Source organism: Gordonia sp. G4, assembly GCF_057770005.1.
This window is the reverse complement of record NZ_CM173442.1, coordinates 4,079,292-4,095,463: the sequence shown is the minus strand read 5'-3', so window position 1 is coordinate 4,095,463 and position 16,172 is coordinate 4,079,292. Positions and strand designations below refer to the sequence as shown.

The following is a 16,172-nucleotide window of genomic DNA, read 5'->3' as shown; positions in this document are numbered from 1 at the left end:
TCAGCTCTCCAGAACCTTCAGTCCGGGGAGTTCCTTGCCCTCGAGGTACTCCAGCGATGCGCCACCTCCGGTGGAGATGTGCGAGAAATCGGAGTCGGGCAGACCCAGAGTGCGGACCGCGGCCGCCGAGTCGCCGCCGCCGACCACGGTGAACGCGCCGTTGCCCGTCGCACCGGCGATGGCCTCGGCGACACCGCGGGTGCCCGCCGAGAACTTCTCGAACTCGAACACGCCCGACGGACCGTTCCAGAAGATGGTCTTGGCACCCGAGAGGACCGCGGCGAATCGCTTCACCGACTCCGGTCCGATGTCGAGCCCCATCCAGCCGTCGGGAATGGCGTCGGACGCCACCGTGTCCGACTCGGCGTCCGCGGCGAACTTGTCGGCCACCACGACGTCGACGGGCAGGTGGATCACGTCGCCGAACCGCTCGAGCAGGCTCTTGCAGACGTCGATCTGATCTTCCTGCAGCAGCGAGGAGCCCACCGAATGCCCTTGTGCGGCAAGGAAGGTGAACGCCATACCGCCGCCGATGACCAGCGTGTCGACCTTGGGTGCCAACGCCTCGATGACGCCGAGCTTGTCCGAGACCTTCGACCCGCCGAGGACGACCGCGTAGGGACGCGTCACCTCTTCGGTGAGCTTGGACAGCACGTCGACCTCGGCCGCCACCAGCTCGCCCGCGTAGTGCGGGAGCAGCTTGGCGACGTCGTAGACCGAGGCCTGCTTGCGGTGCACCACTCCGAAGCCGTCGGAGACGAACGCGCCGTCGTCCCCGACGAGCTCGACCAGCGCCTTGGCGAGCGCCTCGCGCTCGGCGTCGTCCTTGGCGGTCTCCCGCGGATCGAAGCGGATGTTCTCCAGCAGCAGGACGTCGCCGTCGGTGAGTCCTTCCGCGCGGGCCAGCGCGTCGGTGCCGACGACGTCCCCGGCGAGCTGCACGTTGCGGCCGAGTTCCTCACCGAGGCGGGCGGCCACCGGCGCAAGCGAGAACTTCGGATCCGGCTCGCCCTTCGGACGACCCAGGTGCGCGGTGATGATCACCTTGGCACCGGCGTCGATGAGCGCGTTGAGCGTCGGCAGGGACGCGAGGATGCGACCCGGATCGGTGATCGTCGACCCGTCGAGCGGGACGTTGAAATCCGACCGGACCAGCACACCCCTGCCCGAAACACCTTCGTCCAGAAGGTCTTTCAGAGTGGAAACACCCATGAGGCGTTGACTCCTAAGGTCGTTGGGGGTGGGTCAGAGCGACTTGCCGACGAGACCGATGAGGTCGACGAGGCGGTTGGAGTAGCCCCACTCGTTGTCGTACCAGGACACGACCTTGGCCTGGTCGTCGATCACCTTGGTCAGGCCGGCGTCGAACAGCGAGCTGTGCGGGTCGGTGACGATGTCGGACGAGACGATCGGTGCGTCGTAGTACTTCAGGATGCCCTTGAGCGGACCGTCGGCAGCGGCCTTGAGCGCGGCGTTGATCTGCTCGGCGGTGGCGGTCTTCGACAGCTGGGCGGTGAGGTCGGTGACCGAACCGGTGGGGATCGGGACACGCAGCGCGTAGCCGTCGAGCTTGCCCTTCAGCTCCGGGAGCACCAGGCCGATGGCCTTGGCGGCACCGGTCGAGGTCGGCACGATGTTGATGGCGGCGGCGCGGGCGCGACGCAGGTCCTTGTGCGGGCCGTCCTGCAGGTTCTGGTCCTGGGTGTAGGCGTGGATCGTGGTCATGAGGCCCTTGACGATGCCGAACTCGTCGTTGAGGACCTTGGCCAGCGGGCCGAGGCAGTTGGTGGTGCACGAGGCGTTCGAGATGATGTTCTGGCTGCCGTCGTACTTGTCGTCGTTGACGCCCATCACGATGGTGATGTCCTCGTCCGAGGCGGGGGCGGAGATGATGACCTTCTTGGCGCCGGCATCGAGGTGTCCCTGAGCCTTGGCGCGAGCGGTGAAGATGCCGGTCGACTCGACGACCACGTCGACGCCCAGGTCGCCCCACGGGATGGCGGCCGGACCTTCCTTGACCTCGAGGGCCTTGATCTTCTGCTCACCGACGACGATGGTGTCGTCGCCCTCGAGGGTGACGTCGTCGGACAGGCGACCGAGGATGGAGTCGAACTTCAGCAGGTGCGCGAGGGTCGCGTTGTCGGTCAGGTCGTTGACCGCGACGATCTCGATGTCGGTGGTGCCCAAAGCTTTTTGCGCTTCGACGGCACGGAAGAAGTTGCGGCCGATCCGGCCGAATCCGTTGACGCCTACCCGAACAGTCACAGTTGTGCTCCTTAGCGGTATTCATGGTCGGGCCTGGTGGTCAAGCCCGGTCTGGCCGCGCGTGAGCGGTCAGCGAAGCACACCTGAGTGGTCACGCCTCCGCCCACGTCGCCACCAGCCTAGTAGGCGACCCTGCGCTCGGCACACCGCAGGTCCGGGTCACGCACGCCGGTGGTGCTCCGGTGCGGGTCTCAGGCCTCGTCGAGCAGCTCGGAGGTGACCGCGGACTCGGTGTCGGGGATCCCGTCCTGGCGGGCCTTCTTGTCGGCCATCGACAGCAGCCGGCGGATCCGTCCGGCGACGGCGTCCTTGGTCATCGGCGGGTCGGCGAGCTGACCGAGCTCCTCGAGAGACGCCTGCCGGTGCGTGATGCGAAGCTGCCCAGCCGCGATGAGATGGTCGGGCACCTCGTCGCCGAGGATGTCCAGCGCGCGTTCCACCCGGGCTGCGGCCGCGACGGCCGCGCGCGCCGATCGACGCAGGTTCGCGTCGTCGAAGTTGGCGAGGCGGTTGGCGGTGGCGCGGACCTCCCGCCGCATGCGGCGTTCTTCCCAGACGAGCCTCGTGTCGTGGGCACCCATGCGGGTCAGCAACGCGCCGATGGCCTCGCCGTCGCGGATGACGACCCGGTCGGCGCCGCGGACCTCGCGCGCCTTGGCCGTGACACCGAGCCTCCGGGCCGCGCCGACCAGGGCGAGTGCCGCCTCCGGTCCGGGACAGCTGACCTCCAGAGCCGACGACCGACCGGGTTCGGTGAGCGAGCCGTGCGCGAGAAACGCTCCGCGCCAGGCGGCCTCGGCGTCGGCGACGCTGCCGCCGACGACCTGTGCGGGCAGTCCGCGCACCGGCCGGCCGCGCAGGTCGAGCAATCCGGTCTGCCGTGCCAGGCCTTCGCCGTCCTTGGTGATCCGCACGATGTAGCGCGCCGATTTCCGGAGTCCACCGCCGCGCAGGACGTGGACATCCGAGGCATAGCCGTAGAGGTCGTGGATCTCGCGGCGCAAGCGACGCGCCACGTTGCCCATGTCCACCTCGGCCTCGACCACCACGCGACCCGCGACGATGTGCAGGCCGCCGGCGAAACGCAGCAATGCCGACACCTCGGCTCTCCGACAACTCACCTGAGTCACCGACAGGCGACTGAGTTCGTCCTTCACCGCCGCCGTCATCGCCACCGGTACCTGTCCTCCTGTCAACAGACCACACGTCCCTCGAGAAAGTCGCGGAACATCGCCCGGGTCAGGCGTCCGCTCGGCCAGAGTAACGGGTCAATTCACCTTCGCACAGTTCGTTCACCACGGCGGCGACTTTCGCCGGGTCATGGACCTGACGGCCGGGCACCGCGACGTCCCCGACATTCAGCTCCGCGCCGAACAATCCGGCCGCACGCTCGAGGTGATCACGTTCACGCCCGGCCGGGACCGACGACGCGTCCACGAGGACATGGTCGACGCGGAACGTGTTCGCGTGGGCGTGCAGCACGTGGAGGTGTCGCTCGACCGAGAACCCGGGGGTCTCCCCCGGCTCGGGAGCCAGGTTGACCACGAGCACCTTGCGAGCACGGCTGCGCTGCAAGGCCTTCAACTGCTCGGGCACCAGGACGTGCGGGATCACGCTCGAGAACCACGAGCCCGGGCCCAACATCACCAGATCGGCCGATTCGATTGCCGCGAGGGCCGATTCGCAGGCCGGCGGATCGTCCGGCAGCAGCCGAACACGACGCACCTTGCCGGGGGTGGTGGCGACCGCGACCTGCCCACGGATCTCACGGCTGATGCGCGGATCGGCCTCGAGTCCCGAGACGTCGGCCTCGATGTCGAGCGGCACGGTCGACATGGGCAGCACGTGCCCCGTGATGCCGAAGATCGCCCGCAACTCCGCGAGCGCACCGACCGTGTCGCCGAGCACCTCGGTGAGTCCGGCGAGGAGCAGGTTGCCGATGGGATGTCCGGCCAGGGCCCCGCGGCCGCCGAATCGGTGCTGGAGGACCTCGGCCCACAGTTCGTGGCGGCGGCGGACGACCGGATCGGCGGGCTGTGCATCCTCGAGCCCCTCGGGGGTACTCATCAACGCGGCGAGCGCCATTCGCAGGTCACCGGGTGGGATGAGTCCGAGTTCGGCACGCAGTCGCCCCGACGATCCCCCGTCGTCGGCGACGGTGACCACCGCGGTGATGTCGGCACTGAGGTAGCGCATCGCGGTCAGCGTCGCGTAGAGGCCGTGTCCGCCGCCGAGGGCGACGATCCGCGGCTCGGCGGAACTCATTCGCGCCCCAGGTCGCGGTGCATGACCCGTACGTCGTAGGACGCGAGCCCGGCGTCGTCGACGGCGCGGCGCAGACGAGCCGACAACTCCTCGGCGATGGCCACACTGCGGTGCTTGCCACCGGTGCATCCGACGCTGATCGTCATGTAGCGCTTGCCTTCTCGCAGATACCCGCGACCGACGATCGAGACCAGTCCGGTGTAGAGGTCGAGGAACCCGTCGGCGTCCGGCTGACCGAGCACGTAGTCGCGGACCGGCGCCTCCCGGCCGTTGTGGTCGCGCAGCTCGTCGATCCAGTGCGGGTTGGGCAGGAACCGGACATCGGCGACGAGATCGGAGTCGATGGGCAGCCCGTATTTGAAGCCGAACGACTGCACCACGATCGACAGGCGGGGTTCGGTGTCGCCGGGCGCGACGCCCTCGACGATCGCGCGCAGCTTCGCCGCGGTCAGCGCCGAGGTCTCCACCACCAGGTCGGCGACGTTCTTGATCGGGGCCAGGATCGCGCGCTCGCGGGCGATCCCCTCGACGAGGGTCTCCTTGCCCTGCAACGGGTGACGGCGGCGAACCTGTTCGAACCGGCGCACCAGCACCTGATCGCTGGCGTCGAGATACAGCAGTCGGGTGCGGATCCCGGACTGTTCGAGACGGTCCCGCAGTTGCTCGAGTTGGTGGGCGAGGTTGTCGTCGGAGGCGCGCAGCACCATGGCGAGCCGCGTGATCGAGGGATCGTCCTCCCGCACCATCCCGACCATCGTCGAGATCAGTGAGGGCGGCACGTTGTCGGCGACGTACCAGCCGTCGTCCTCGAGCACGTTCGCCGCGGTGGATCGTCCCGCGCCGGACATCCCCGTCACGAACAGCACGGTGAAGTCGGTCCCGGTCTGCTCCGCGGTCACCGTGCCCTCCACTTCGGTGTGGTCACTCATCGACACCTCGTCCCGCGTCACCGGTTGCCACCGTCATCTCCTTCTCGGCCTCCGCCGGGGCCGGGGTCGGGGCCTGCTCCGGCACCGGCGCCTCGTCGGAGAGCGCGGACTTGACCGCGCGCGCCGTGGTGAGGCCGATTCCGTGTACCTGGGATATCTCGTCCAAGGATGCCTCACGCAGGCGTGCGACCGAGCCGAAGTGGGTCACCAGCGCGGTGCGGCGGGTTCGGCCCAGACCGGGAACGCCGTCGAGCACCGACTCGGTCATGCGCTTGCTGCGCTTGCTGCGGTGGAACGTGATGGCGAAGCGATGGGCTTCATCACGCACTCGCTGCAGCAGGAACAGGGCCTGGCTGTTGCGCGGCAGGATCATCGGGTCGTCGTCGCCGGGGACCCACACCTCCTCGAGGCGTTTGGCCAGCCCGATCACCGAGACGTCGGTGATGCCGAGCTCGTCGAGTACCGCGGCCGCGGCGTGGACCTGCGGCGCACCACCGTCGACGACGAACAGGTTCGGCGGGTAGGCGAACTTCCGCGGCTGTGCCGGCGTGTCGGCGGCGGCGCTGATCTCCCCGGACACCGGTGGCGGTGCGTCACGGTCGGTACGGTGCCGCAGGAACCGCCGTCGCGTGACCTCGGCGATGGACGCGACGTCATCGGAGTGACCCTCGCCGGCGGCATGGCGGATCGAGTAGTGCCGGTAGTCGGACTTGCGCGGCAGGCCGTCTTCGAAGACGACGAGCGAGGCGACCACGTCGGTGCCCTGGACATGCGAGATGTCCACGCATTCGATGCGCAGCGGTGCCTGATCGAGCAGCAGCGACTCCTGCAGCTCGGTGAGGGCCGCCGAACGGGTCGTGAGGTCGCCGGCGCGCCGGAGCTTGTGCTGCGCAAGGGCTTCGGACGCGTTACGGGCGACGGTCTCGAACAACGCCTTCTTGTCGCCGCGCTGGGGAACCCGCAGCCGCACGCGGCTTCCCCGGAGACCGGACAGCCACTCCTCGAGTTCCTCGGCGTCGGAGGGCAACTCCGGGACCAGCACCTCGCGCGGTATGGACTCCCCGTGTGCCCGGTCGGTCCCGACGTCGACCGTGGCGTCGAAATCGACCTGGGCGCCGTAGAACTGGGTGACGAACTCCCCCACCACATCGCCGTCGGTTCCGTTGTCGCTGCGCTCGACAACCCATCCGCGCTGACCGCGTACCCGCCCGTCGCGGACGTGGAAGACCTGGACCGACACCTCGAGCTGGTCGCCGGCGAGGGCGATCACGTCGGCGGTGGTGCCGTCGCCGAGCACGACCGCCTGCTTCTCCATCGCGCGTCGCATCGCGCCGATGTCATCGCGCAGCCGTGCGGCGCGCTCGAAATCGAGTTCCTCGGCGGCGACGGTCATGTCCCGTTCCATCCTGCGGATCATCAGGTCGGTGCGGCCGGCGAGGAAGTCGCAGAAGTCCTCGACGATCTCCCGGTGCTCCTCGGCGTCCACCCGCCCCACACAGGGGGCCGAACACTTGTCGATGTAACCGAGCAGGCACGGCCGGTCGATCTGGCGATGCCGTTTGAACACACCGGCCGAGCAGGTCCGGGCCGGGAAGACCCGGGTGAGCAGGTCGACCGTCTCGCGGATCGCCCAGGCGTGCGCGTACGGGCCGAAGTAGCGCACGCCGCGCCGGCGCGGGCCCCGGTAGACGAACAGCCGGGGATACTCCTCGTTGAGCGTGACCGCGAGCATCGGGTAGCTCTTGTCGTCGCGATAGCGGACGTTGAAGCGCGGGTCGAACTCCTTGATCCAGTTGTATTCGAGCTGCAGCGCCTCCACCTCGGTGCCGACGACGGTCCATTCGACCGACGCGGCGGTGGTCACCATCTGGCGGGTGCGCGGATGCAGGGAGGTGATGTCGGCGAAGTACGACGTCAGCCTCGACCGGAGATTCTTGGCCTTGCCCACGTAGATGACGCGACGATGCTCGTCGCGGAATTTGTACACCCCGGGATCGGTCGGGATGGACCCCGGCGCGGGGCGGTAGGTAGTCGGGTCGGCCACGTGTTCCAGGCTAGTGGCCGGGCCGGACAGTCCCGCGGTAGCGCTCCTCCAGCTCGCGGAACCGGCCCATCGCGTCGATGGCGCGCTGGCCGTCGCCGGCCTGAACAGCCAGGACGGTGATGTGTTCGTCGGCCGGGAACAACAGCCACGCCCCGAAACCCTTCTCCGGGTAGGTGAGACCGAGAACACGGTCCCACTCGAAGAGTCGCACCGAGACCAGGTTGCGGACCTCGACCCCGGCGGCGCCGACACGCAGGCGCGGGCGGGTGAACAGCAGGATGGCCGCCGAGATCAGGACGCCGATGAGGATGATCGCGACCTGGTCGGAGCCGCCCAGATTGCGGACGCCGACGTCGTCGATGGTCAACAGCAGGCCGAACGTGATGTGGATCGCGAGCACCACCGCGGCTGTCACGATCGCCCATCGCGGCAGGTTGCGGGGCCGGTACACCAGGTCCCACCCGGCCGCGTCGGTGCCGGCCGGGTGGGAGTCCGCAGAACTCACGCCGACGCTCCTCCGACCGCCACCGGGAGGGTCTCGCCGCGCTGCAGCGCGCGCAGGGTCAGCGCCGACGCCAGCGCGGCGACGGTGGCCTGTGCGCCCTTGTCCTCCGTCGAACCCGGGAGCCCGGCACGGGCGATCGCCTGGTCCTCGGTGAGCACGGTGAGCACCCCGTTGCCGACCGGTGTCGACTCGTCGAGGGACACCCGTGTGAGACCGGCGGTCACCGCGTCGCACACGTACTCGAAATGCGGTGTCTCACCCTTGATCACGACGCCAAGCGCCACCACCGCGTCGTGGGTGCGGGCCAGCGCCTGCACGATGACGGGCAGCTCGATCGCGCCGGCGACCTGCACGATCGTCGGTTCGGTCACGCCGTTGTCGCGTGCGGCCCGGATGGCGCCGTCGAGGAGTGCACCGCAGACGGTCTCGTGCCATTGCGACGAGACGATGGCCAGACGCAGCGTGCCGGCATCGGCGAGTTCGAGGGTCGGCTCTCCGTGGCCGCTCATGCGGGTGCTCCTTCGGACGCGCCGTCGGTGGGCTGGGCGTGATCGTCGAGCCCGACGAGGTCGTGGCCCATCCGATCGCGCTTGGTACGCAGGTAGCGCAGGTTCTCGGCGTTGGCGCGCACCGGCATCGGGACCCGGTCGACGATGTGCAGACCGTACCCGTCGAGGCCGACGCGCTTCGCCGGATTGTTGGTCAGCAGGCGCATGGACCGCACCCCGAGGTCGACCAGGATCTGTGCGCCGAGTCCGTAGTCCCGCGAGTCGGCGGGCAGGCCGAGCTCGAGGTTGGCGTCGACGGTGTCGGACCCGGCATCCTGCAGCTGATAGGCCTGCAGCTTGTGCAACAACCCGATGCCACGGCCCTCGTGACCGCGCATGTACAGGATGATGCCCCGGCCCTCGTCGGCCACCATCTCCATCGCCGCGTCGAGCTGGGGCCCGCAATCGCAGCGGAGTGAACCGAACACGTCGCCCGTCAAGCACTCCGAATGCACGCGCACGAGAACATCGTGACCGTCGGCTTCGCCGGTGATGTCGCCCTTGACGAGCGCGACATGCTCGACGTCGTCGTAGACGCTGGAGTACCCGACAGCGCGGAAATCGCCGTGGCGGGTGGGGATCCGGGCGTCGGCGACGCGGACCACGTGCTTCTCGTGGCGGCGGCGCCAGGCGATCAGGTCGGCGATCGAGATCAGGGCGAGGTCGTGTTCGTCGGCGAACACCCGCAGCTCGTCGGTCTGCGCCATCGAGCCGACGTCCTTCTGGCTCACGATCTCGCAGATCACCCCGGCCGGCGAGAGGTCGGCCAGACGGGCGAGGTCGACCGCGGCTTCGGTGTGACCCGGGCGGCGAAGTACGCCGCCTTCCTTCGCACGCAGCGGAACCACGTGACCGGGTCGGGTGAAATCGGCCGCCGCAGCGTCGGGATCGGCCAGCAGGCGCATCGTCGTGGCACGGTCGGCGGCACTGATACCGGTGCCGATGCCTTCGCGGGCGTCGACGGTCACGGTGTAGGCCGTGCCGTGTTTGTCCTGGTTCATCGAGTACATCGGGGGCAGACCGAGCCGGTCGCACGCGTCGCCGTCGAGCGGGACGCACAGGTACCCGGAGGTGTAGCGCACCATGAACGCCACCAGTTCGGGGGTCGCCTTCTCCGCCGCGAAGATCAGGTCGCCCTCGTTCTCGCGGTCCTCGTCGTCGACCACGACGACGGCCTTGCCCGCCGCGATGTCGGCGATGGCGCGTTCGATCGTGTCGAACGCGACTCCGGTGCCCTCAGCTGCGGTCACGTCTTCACCGTCTCGCGACGACTCGCTCATCAGAACCTCACTCGTTGTGCTCATTTCGCCCCCGCAACATCAGGAGTACCAGTCGTGTCCGAACCCAGGTGGAGGCGCTCGACGTACTTGGCGATGACGTCGACCTCGAGGTTGACCACGGTGCCGGGTCGGGCGGCGCCGAGGTTGGTCTCGTTGAGTGTCGTCGGGATCAGGGAGATCTCGAACCAGGAGTCGTCGCCGGCCCCGCCGACGGCCGACACGGTGAGCGACACCCCGTCGACGGTGATCGATCCCTTCTCGACGAGGTAGCGCGTGAGCTTCGCGGGAACCGCGATCCGTACGACCGTCCAATTCTCCGACGGGTTGACCGCGGCGATCGTCCCGGTGCCGTCGACGTGTCCCTGCACGATGTGGCCGCCGAAACGACCGTTGGCGGGCATGGCGCGCTCGAGATTGACGGTGCTGCCGGCACCCAGGTCGGACAGCGAACTCCGGCGCAGCGTCTCGCCCATCACATCGACGGTGAACTCACCTGGGCGGAGGTCGACGACGGTCAGACACACGCCGTTGACGGCGATCGAGTCGCCGTGACCGGCATCGGCGGTGACCACGGGCCCGCGGACGGTGAATCGGGCGGCGTCGGAGAGATCCTCGCGGTCGGCGATGACGCCGAGTTCTTCCACGATTCCGGTGAACACGCACTCCTCCTGCTCGCTCGGAGCAGACAGGGCGGCCTCGTGTCGCCTGTTCTCTCGCATCCGGACTGTGACCGTCGGCTTCGGATTCGCACCGAATCTGCTGTCCCTACCTGGTGGCAGGCGCTCGCGGGCTGGACGATGCGGATCCACCGCACCCTCATCACCGCCGGTGGGGAGTTTCACCCCGCCCCGAGAACTGGTGACATCGACGCTAGCACGGTCCGAGATGTCAGTCGCATTGCGATTCCGGTGAGCGAAAGGCGCCGCGGGCATGTCGTGCCGCTCACCGTTCACGCGAGGCGGTCGAGGGTCGCGACAGTGTCAGGAGGACGTCGTCCCCGAGCCGCGTCACCGACGTCGTGCGGAACCGCAGGCCGTCGGTGAGGGTGGTCACGCCCGGGATCTCCACCGAGCCGCGTCCGGCGCCCAGCACCAGCGGGGCGACGTAGGCGTGCACCTCGTCGACGAGTCCGGCCGCGAAGAAGGCCCCCAGGATGTGCGGTCCGCCCTCGACCAGCACCCACAATGCGTCCGGCAGTGCGGCGAGCACGTCGGCCGGGTCGTGGGATTCGACCCGGATCAGCGGGCCGCCCGCCGGGTCTCGGAGACGGGCGTCGGCCGGGAGGTCGCGGTGACCGAGGACGACGCGGGCGGGCTGGTGCGTGTGCAACGTGTCGTCGGCTGTGCGCGCGGTGAGAGTGGGATTGTCGGCCAGCGCGGTACCGGTGCCGATGACGATGGCGTCGATGCGAGCGCGCTGCGAGTGCGCGTGGTCGCGGGCCTGCGGGCCGGTGATCCACTGGCTGGTGCCGTCGGGGGCGGCGATCCGGCCGTCGACTCCGGCGGCGATCTTCGCGGTGACGTGCGGCCGCCCGAGACGCTGCCGGGTGAGCCACGGGCGGAGCGGGCCGTTCTCGACGTCGTCGGCCGCGACTCCCCCGGTGACGCGCACCCCGGCGGCCCGCAGCGTGTCGGCGCCGCCGGCGGCGACCGGGTTCGGGTCACTCACCGCGTAGTGGACTTCGGCGACACCCGCCTCGACGAGTGCCTGCGCGCACGGGCCGGTCCTGCCGGTGTGGTTGCACGGTTCGAGGGTGACGATCGCGGTGCCGCCGCGCGCGGCGTCGCCCGCGGCTCGCAGGGCCATGATCTCCGCGTGCGGTCCGCCGGGCGGTTGGGTCGCGCCGATGCCGGCTAGGGTGCCGTCGGCGGCGAGGATGACAGCGCCGACCGGCGGATTCGGTGAGCTGACCCCCATCGCCTCCCGGGACGCGCTGATCGCGCGCTCCATGGCACCGGCGATGTCCATCGGGTCAGGCCTGGCTCTGCGCCCGTGCGGTGGCGGCCGACTCACGGAGTGCGGCGACGGCCTGTCCGGGATCGTCGGCGCCGTAGACTGCCGATCCGGCGACGAAGCAGTCGATCCCGGCCTCCGCGGCCTCCTCGATCGTGTCGGCGTTGATGCCGCCGTCGATCTCGACGAGAAGCCTCAGATCCTCGGAATCGATGAACTTCCGGATGGCGCGGGCCTTTTCGAGAACCTCCGGGATGAACTTCTGACCTCCGAAGCCCGGCTCGACGCTCATGATCAGCAGGGTGTCGAAGTCCCGCAGGATCTCCAGATACGGCTCGAGCGCGGTACCCGGCTTGATCGACAGCCCAGCCTTGGCCCCGGCGGCGCGGATGTCACGGGCGACGCCGATCGGGTTCTCGGTGGCCTCGGCGTGGAACGTGACGTTGTGCGCCCCCGCCTCGGCGTACGGCGGCGCCCACCGCTCCGGGTTCTCGATCATCAGGTGGCAGTCGAGCGGGATGTCGGTTGCCTTCAGCAGGCTCTCGACGATCGGTAGTCCCAGGGTCAGGTTCGGCACGAAGTGTGCGTCCATGACGTCGACGTGCAACCAGTCGGCCCGGGTCTCGCCCGGCCGCGCCACGGCAGCGGCCTCGGCCGCGAGATTCGCGAAGTCCGCGGACAGGATGGACGGGGCGATCATGGGCGCGGAACCGGCGGTGCACATGGTCGACAAGTGTAGGACGCGGGTTCCGGTACGGACGAAAGAGCTCCGCAGTCTCAGAGGCCGTTGACCGGCCAGCCGGGAGTGGGTGGCAGTACCGGCCAAGGCTCGGGACCGGGCTCGACCCCGAGTCTCGGCAGGTCGGGATTCGGCGGCAAAGCGTTGCACGCGACGACGTCGGCGCGGTTCTCCGGCCCAACCCCCAAGCGGTCGAAGTACGACACCCTCCAACTGCCAAACATCGAAGTCGAAGGCGTGATCTGGGAGCCGTGCTGATCTGCAGGCGGCAACCTCTCGCCCGTGCGTACGAGCTCAATCGTGATCGGAAAAGCCCAGGGGTCACCAATGTTCCGCCACTCGACGCCAGCGTCCGATCGTTGCTCGATGGACAACAGCTCGCTGCGACATATCGTCAACCGACTGCGGTCATCGATATCTTCGCGACGCAGTGGCCGCAGGAAAAGTGTGTTTACCACTCTGCTTGTCTGGCTGTTGCTCGCTACCAAGCGGATCCGCTCGTCGGTGCCTGGCGGCGATGCCGCCGCGAAGCCGGGATATCCCCATTCCATCGACTGCCCCTCGAAGGCAAGCTCGAATGACTCCGTGTACGCGCGAACAAACGTACCCTCTGAACTCGCAAGGTCCAGCATGCTGGTGGGAATCCAGCGGAAAGACATATCCAGACCAGGCGGCAAGCGTTTTCCTGGAGGAGCGACGGCAGAACTGCTAGTTGGCTGCTCATTGTGCGACGGAGCCATTGAACAACCGACTACCGCAAGGACCACAAGAAGCACCGGCGTCAGACGCAGACGATAACTGTGCCTGGCAGAGCGACCTGCGATGCGCTTACCGTTTGTATACATCTTCCAGATTCTCGTTGTGTCGTAACGCGAAAGAGTTGATGTCGGACATGAGTTTCTGCTGAATGAACGTTGCGGCCTCGCTTTCTTGAGTGACGCTAGCCATGACACCAGTCCGCTTCATTTCGGCGAAATCGGCGTCGCTCGAGAACAGATTTCGAAACTCAGGGTGATCCGCGAGTTCTGGATGGGTCTCGAAGTATCCCGCAAGGATCTGCACGTACTTCGCGTTCGGATTGATCTCGTCTTCGAACAACTCGGTCCGAAGCCGTTGGAGTTCCGGGTCGGCCTTGACCGTATCCGGGTCGACCGGCAGGCCAGACAAGTCCAGCTTCGCCTGGGGCGCCACGCCGTCGATCAAGACCTTCACAGCCGGGTCCAGACCTGGAACTGCCGTCAGCAGCGCCTTCGCGCTGTCGAACATCGCGCCGACGACTGCGGCGTCGTAGGCAGCCAGGTGCCGGCCGTCGACCTTTGTTTCCTCGATGTGCGCGTCCAATCCGCCGATCATGGCTCCTTCGAGGCGTCCGGTGACTTCACCGAGCCCGTAGTCGTGCGGGTCTTTTCCGAACTCCTGTTGCATCACATCGATCTGCAAGGCGGTCAAAGAGTTGACGATTCTTCCTGCGGTCGCATCCGAATTCAATACTTCGAAGGTCGACTTCAAGTCGCTCGCGTCGACTTCCGACACACCATGCGTGTGAAAGAGCTGTGGATCGGCGCCTGCCATAACAGCAGTGTGCGAGCCGATCGCGGAGGCCAGCGTGCGGGTCAGCTCGGGGTTGAGTTCGCCCAGAGCCGGTTTCCGGTCTCCGATGTCAATCAGCGCGTCCTTGTTGTCGCCGAAGTACTGCGCAAGGGCGGTCGAAATGTTGCCGGCACGTTCGCTCTCGAGCACCGCTTCGGGAGAACTACCATCAGGCGCGTAGGCAGCACCGGGCATCCAGTTGAACAGCCTGTTGATTCCGTCCGAGTCCTTGCCCGCTTCATCAGTCCAGTCGAACGTCAACAGATGCTTGAGGGCCTCTGCGTCCTTGAACGACCGTTCGGCGCCGCCGAGATCGTAGGTCGTCGGCATCGAACTGCTGGACGGGTTACCGGTTGCCGACATCACTGCATCATGTACCGCGATGTGATCGGCGCCCGCGACACCGAGCATGTCGACGAGGAGGCCCTCGGCTTCGCTTTTGCCAACGATGTTGTGGTCCAACATGCTTGGATTCGACGCGTATTCCGTGGCGCCTGCAGCTGCAATCTCACTGGCCCTCGCGATCAATGCCCGGTCGACGTCGCTTCCCAACTGCACGGACCCCGAGCCGTACGCACCCCCCGGCGGGTCGACGGAGCGGTGCTCCAAGATGCCCATGATCGACTTGAGGTCGGCGAAGGTCTTCAGATCGGTGACCGACCTGTGGCCGCCGGAGTGCGCGCCTGAGTCCGGAACCGTCAGTCGTCCCCTACTCGCAGCAGCTTCGGACAGCGCGTCCCGGATCGGCGCCGGGAGTTGACTCATCCCGCCGGTCACGAACGGGGCATCCGTCCCCCAGATCTCGGCGAACACGTTCGAGTCTGTCTGGCCGGTCCGCAGATGTCGGTTTCCCAGCAGATACACGCCGTCAGCGAGACTCTGTTTCAAAGTCTCTCGCTCTGCGCCGGTGTACTTGTCGCCGAACGACTCCAGGGCGCCGAGGGACAGCGGCTGCCCTTGAGGTCCGCCACCCCAACTCGGTGTGTAAATCGCCTTCAGGTAGTCGAACTGCTCCTTCGGGATGACTGCGAAATCACCGCGGGCGAGTGCTGCTCGCTGCTCTGGGGTCAGGCTGGTCGCGCGGGAGAAACGGTCCTTCTGCTCGGTGGTGGCGGTGCCACTCATGATGGCCTGGACATCGATGCTCGCCTGGCCCGGTGAGTAGCTTGACGCGAGTGGCGCATTACCTTCGGCATCGCCAAAAGCTGCCGCGAGAACTCTCGCCCCGTTGCGATCGTCCTCACCCATCTGATCGGCCAGGGACTGGAGCGACAGCGTCGCCGTCTTCGCCTCCTCCGCTCGGGCGGCCTGAGCGTCGAGAATCGCGCGCTCCGTTGCGCTGCCCGCCTCCACGCCCTTCAGCTCGGCCGCATAGTCGCGGGTGTCGCGCACCGTCCAGTCGTCGGCAACGCTGAACTTGTCGCGTTCCAGGCCGAGCGCGCGGACCAGCGCCGTGGTGCGATTCGGACTGATCGCGGCCGACGTGTTTCGCAAGACGTTGGCGGCGTGCGTGAGGTCGGCCCCCAGTTTGTTGATCTCGGCTCGATCCGAGTCGGTGCGGCTCTCACACCCGAGTTGGGAGGCCCCCACCCATCCTCTGGAATCGCCGGCTCTCATCGGCGCTTCGGCCATCCGCTGGGTCAGACTCCCCAGGTCATTCACCGCCGTATCGAGCGCACTGGCCGCAGCATCGAGAGACATCAGGTCCCAGCCGTTGACGATGGAACGCGATGGACGCGACATCAGAATTCGCTGATCGCGCGGAAACCACTGGCGAGCGACTCCTCCGTGTCGGCGACTTCGCCGGCTGCCTGGTAGCAGGTCTGCGACACCAGGTCCATCCTCGCCGCCGCCCGGCCGAGCAGCGACCGGACGGTCTCGTCCTTGCCGGCGCACGCAGCCCCGATGGCCGAGGCCGGCATCGCGTTCGAGGCGTCGCCGAAAGCGGACTTCCCGGTCCACAGGGCGCGCGTCTCCGAGGAACACCGAGCCAGCGCATCTCCGACGCCCGTGATGACACCCAGTTCCTCGACACCAAAGCGCTCAGCCATACA

Annotated in this window: 15 protein-coding genes and 1 riboswitch; all 15 genes read right to left on the bottom strand. The window is 67.8% G+C overall.

Translation table 11 applies throughout. The annotated features are described in order from the left end of the window. Nucleotides 1-1,212: a phosphoglycerate kinase gene (locus tag AC3B5T_RS18440; protein ID WP_165630119.1), complete on the bottom strand. Its 1,212-nt coding sequence runs from the start codon at nt 1,210-1,212 to the stop codon at nt 1-3. A gap of 33 nt (nt 1,213-1,245) precedes the next feature. Continuing rightward, nucleotides 1,246-2,265: a type I glyceraldehyde-3-phosphate dehydrogenase gene (gene gap / locus AC3B5T_RS18435; protein WP_058250365.1), complete on the bottom strand. Its 1,020-nt coding sequence runs from the start codon at nt 2,263-2,265 to the stop codon at nt 1,246-1,248. Nucleotides 2,266-2,456: 191 nt separating this feature from the next. Next, entirely contained in the window at nt 2,457-3,434 is a 978-nt protein-coding gene (gene whiA / locus AC3B5T_RS18430) for a DNA-binding protein WhiA (RefSeq protein WP_174316851.1), read from the bottom strand. 70 nt (nt 3,435-3,504) lie between these two features. Further along, entirely contained in the window at nt 3,505-4,530 is a 1,026-nt protein-coding gene (locus AC3B5T_RS18425) for a gluconeogenesis factor YvcK family protein (RefSeq protein ID WP_055474623.1), read from the bottom strand. Further along, a complete protein-coding gene (rapZ, locus tag AC3B5T_RS18420) occupies nt 4,527-5,459 on the bottom strand; it encodes an RNase adapter RapZ (RefSeq protein WP_055474717.1) in 933 nt (310 codons plus the stop codon). Before rapZ ends, AC3B5T_RS18425 begins: the two co-directional genes overlap by 4 nt. After that, nucleotides 5,452-7,503 (bottom strand): excinuclease ABC subunit UvrC, encoded by a 2,052-nt coding sequence (uvrC, locus tag AC3B5T_RS18415; protein ID WP_055474624.1) that lies wholly within the window; start codon nt 7,501-7,503, stop codon nt 5,452-5,454. The genes rapZ and uvrC overlap by 8 nt, the downstream gene beginning before the upstream one ends. A gap of 10 nt (nt 7,504-7,513) precedes the next feature. Then, the gene (locus AC3B5T_RS18410; protein ID WP_010840995.1) at nt 7,514-8,008 is read right to left on the bottom strand and encodes a PH domain-containing protein; all 495 of its coding nucleotides are present in this window, start codon (nt 8,006-8,008) and stop codon (nt 7,514-7,516) included. Beyond that, nucleotides 8,005-8,517, bottom strand: coding sequence for a 6,7-dimethyl-8-ribityllumazine synthase (gene ribH / locus AC3B5T_RS18405; protein WP_010840994.1), 513 nt, complete (start codon nt 8,515-8,517; stop codon nt 8,005-8,007). The genes AC3B5T_RS18410 and ribH overlap by 4 nt, the downstream gene beginning before the upstream one ends. Then, nucleotides 8,514-9,836, bottom strand: coding sequence for a bifunctional 3,4-dihydroxy-2-butanone-4-phosphate synthase/GTP cyclohydrolase II (locus AC3B5T_RS18400; RefSeq protein WP_010840993.1), 1,323 nt, complete (start codon nt 9,834-9,836; stop codon nt 8,514-8,516). The genes ribH and AC3B5T_RS18400 overlap by 4 nt, the downstream gene beginning before the upstream one ends. 20 nt (nt 9,837-9,856) lie before the next feature. Next, entirely contained in the window at nt 9,857-10,495 is a 639-nt protein-coding gene (locus tag AC3B5T_RS18395; RefSeq protein ID WP_010840992.1) for a riboflavin synthase, read from the bottom strand. Between the two features lie 44 nt (nt 10,496-10,539). After that, nucleotides 10,540-10,696, bottom strand: a riboswitch (FMN riboswitch). Nucleotides 10,697-10,778: 82 nt separating this feature from the next. After that, nucleotides 10,779-11,804 carry a bifunctional diaminohydroxyphosphoribosylaminopyrimidine deaminase/5-amino-6-(5-phosphoribosylamino)uracil reductase RibD gene (gene ribD, locus AC3B5T_RS18390; protein ID WP_055474625.1) on the bottom strand — a complete coding sequence of 342 codons (1,026 nt, stop codon included), beginning with the start codon at nt 11,802-11,804 and terminating at the stop codon, nt 10,779-10,781. A 4-nt stretch (nt 11,805-11,808) separates the two neighbouring features. Further along, complete coding sequence (gene rpe / locus AC3B5T_RS18385; RefSeq protein WP_055474626.1) at nt 11,809-12,513, bottom strand: ribulose-phosphate 3-epimerase; 705 nt, start codon at nt 12,511-12,513, stop codon at nt 11,809-11,811. A 53-nt stretch (nt 12,514-12,566) separates the two neighbouring features. Further along, complete coding sequence (locus AC3B5T_RS18380) at nt 12,567-13,373, bottom strand: hypothetical protein (RefSeq protein ID WP_055474627.1); 807 nt, start codon at nt 13,371-13,373, stop codon at nt 12,567-12,569. Further along, nucleotides 13,357-15,861 (bottom strand): TPR repeat domain-containing protein, encoded by a 2,505-nt coding sequence (locus AC3B5T_RS18375; protein WP_055474628.1) that lies wholly within the window; start codon nt 15,859-15,861, stop codon nt 13,357-13,359. Before AC3B5T_RS18375 ends, AC3B5T_RS18380 begins: the two co-directional genes overlap by 17 nt. Then, complete coding sequence (locus AC3B5T_RS18370) at nt 15,861-16,169, bottom strand: hypothetical protein (RefSeq protein ID WP_055474629.1); 309 nt, start codon at nt 16,167-16,169, stop codon at nt 15,861-15,863. Before AC3B5T_RS18370 ends, AC3B5T_RS18375 begins: the two co-directional genes overlap by 1 nt. Between the last annotated feature and the right edge of the window lie 3 nt (nt 16,170-16,172).